Here is a 2,805-nt window from a genome sequence, read left to right on the forward strand (position 1 = left end):
TCAGGGAGAACTCATCTCGGGGCAAGTTTCGTGCTTAGATGCTTTCAGCACTTATCTCTTCCGCATTTAGCTACCGGGCAGTGCCATTGGCATGACAACCCGAACACCAGTGATGCGTCCACTCCGGTCCTCTCGTACTAGGAGCAGCCCCCCTCAGTTCTCCAGCGCCCACGGCAGATAGGGACCGAACTGTCTCACGACGTTCTAAACCCAGCTCGCGTACCACTTTAAATGGCGAACAGCCATACCCTTGGGACCTACTTCAGCCCCAGGATGTGATGAGCCGACATCGAGGTGCCAAACACCGCCGTCGATATGAACTCTTGGGCGGTATCAGCCTGTTATCCCCGGAGTACCTTTTATCCGTTGAGCGATGGCCCTTCCATTCAGAACCACCGGATCACTATGACCTGCTTTCGCACCTGCTCGCGCCGTCACGCTCGCAGTCAAGCTGGCTTATGCCATTGCACTAACCTCCTGATGTCCGACCAGGATTAGCCAACCTTCGTGCTCCTCCGTTACTCTTTAGGAGGAGACCGCCCCAGTCAAACTACCCACCAGACACTGTCCGCAACCCGGATTACGGGCCCACGTTAGAACACCAGCCATTAAAGGGTGGTATTTCAAGGGCGGCTCCACGCAGACTGGCGTCCACGCTTCAAAGCCTCCCACCTATCCTACACATCAAGGACCAGTGTTCAGTGTCAAGCTATAGTAAAGGTTCACGGGGTCTTTCCGTCTTGCCGCGGGTACACTGCATCTTCACAGCGAGTTCAATTTCACTGAGTCTCGGGTGGAGACAGCCTGGCCATCATTACGCCATTCGTGCAGGTCGGAACTTACCCGACAAGGAATTTCGCTACCTTAGGACCGTTATAGTTACGGCCGCCGTTTACCGGGGCTTCGATCAAGAGCTTCTCCTTACGGATAACCCCATCAATTAACCTTCCGGCACCGGGCAGGCGTCACACCGTATACGTCCACTTTCGTGTTTGCACAGTGCTGTGTTTTTAATAAACAGTTGCAGCCAGCTGGTATCTTCGACTGATTTCAGCTCCATCCGCGAGGGACTTCACCTACATATCAGCGTGCCTTCTCCCGAAGTTACGGCACCATTTTGCCTAGTTCCTTCACCCGAGTTCTCTCAAGCGCCTTGGTATTCTCTACCTGACCACCTGTGTCGGTTTGGGGTACGATTTGATGTTACCTGATGCTTAGAGGCTTTTCCTGGAAGCAGGGCATTTGTCACTTCAGCACCGTAGTGCCTCGTCATCACGCCTCAGCCTTGACTCTCCGGATTTGCCTGGAAAGTCAGCCTACACGCTTAAACCGGGACAACCGTCGCCCGGCCGACATAGCCTTCTCCGTCCCCCCTTCGCAGTAACACCAAGTACAGGAATATTAACCTGTTTCCCATCGACTACGCCTTTCGGCCTCGCCTTAGGGGTCGACTCACCCTGCCCCGATTAACGTTGGACAGGAACCCTTGGTCTTCCGGCGAGCGGGCTTTTCACCCGCTTTATCGTTACTTATGTCAGCATTCGCACTTCTGATACCTCCAGCATGCCTCACGACACACCTTCAACGGCTTACAGAACGCTCCCCTACCCAACAACACATAGTGTCGCTGCCGCAGCTTCGGTGCATGGTTTAGCCCCGTTACATCTTCCGCGCAGGCCGACTCGACCAGTGAGCTATTACGCTTTCTTTAAATGATGGCTGCTTCTAAGCCAACATCCTGGCTGTCTGAGCCTTCCCACATCGTTTCCCACTTAACCATGACTTTGGGACCTTAGCTGGCGGTCTGGGTTGTTTCCCTCTTCACGACGGACGTTAGCACCCGCCGTGTGTCTCCCGTGATAACATTCTCCGGTATTCGCAGTTTGCATCGGGTTGGTAAGCCGGGATGGCCCCCTAGCCGAAACAGTGCTCTACCCCCGGAGATGAATTCACGAGGCGCTACCTAAATAGCTTTCGGGGAGAACCAGCTATCTCCCGGTTTGATTGGCCTTTCACCCCCAGCCACAGGTCATCCGCTAATTTTTCAACATTAGTCGGTTCGGTCCTCCAGTTAGTGTTACCCAACCTTCAACCTGCCCATGGCTAGATCACCGGGTTTCGGGTCTATACCCTGCAACTTAACGCCCAGTTAAGACTCGGTTTCCCTGCGGCTCCCCTATACGGTTAACCTTGCTACAGAATATAAGTCGCTGACCCATTATACAAAAGGTACGCAGTCACCCCATAAAGAGGCTCCCACTGCTTGTACGTACACGGTTTCAGGTTCTTTTTCACTCCCCTCGCCGGGGTTCTTTTCGCCTTTCCCTCACGGTACTGGTTCACTATCGGTCAGTCAGGAGTATTTAGCCTTGGAGGATGGTCCCCCCATATTCAGACAGGATACCACGTGTCCCGCCCTACTCATCGAGCTCACAACCGGTGCGGTTTTGTGTACGGGGCTGTCACCCTGTATCGCGTGCCTTTCCAGACACTTCCACTACCACACTGGCTGATTCAGGCTCTGGGCTGCTCCCCGTTCGCTCGCCGCTACTGGGGGAATCTCGGTTGATTTCTTTTCCTCGGGGTACTTAGATGTTTCAGTTCCCCCGGTTCGCCTCGTTAACCTATGTATTCAGTTAACGATAGTGTGACGAGTCACACTGGGTTTCCCCATTCGGACATCGCCGGGTCAAAGGTTCATATCACCTCGCCGACGCTTTTCGCAGATTAGCACGTCCTTCATCGCCTCTGACTGCCAGGGCATCCACCGTGTACGCTTGGTCGCTTAACCTCACAACCCGAAGA

Annotated in this window: 1 rRNA gene; it reads right to left on the reverse strand. The window is 54.1% G+C overall.

From position 1 onward, the window contains the following. Positions 1–2,791 (reverse strand): 23S ribosomal RNA (locus tag OOJ60_RS24290); the annotation flags it as partial. Positions 2,792–2,805: the final 14 nt, after the last annotated feature.

Source organism: Citrobacter sp. R4 (assembly GCF_026719175.1).
In the GTDB taxonomy this organism is placed as follows: domain Bacteria; phylum Pseudomonadota; class Gammaproteobacteria; order Enterobacterales; family Enterobacteriaceae; genus Citrobacter_A; species Citrobacter_A sedlakii.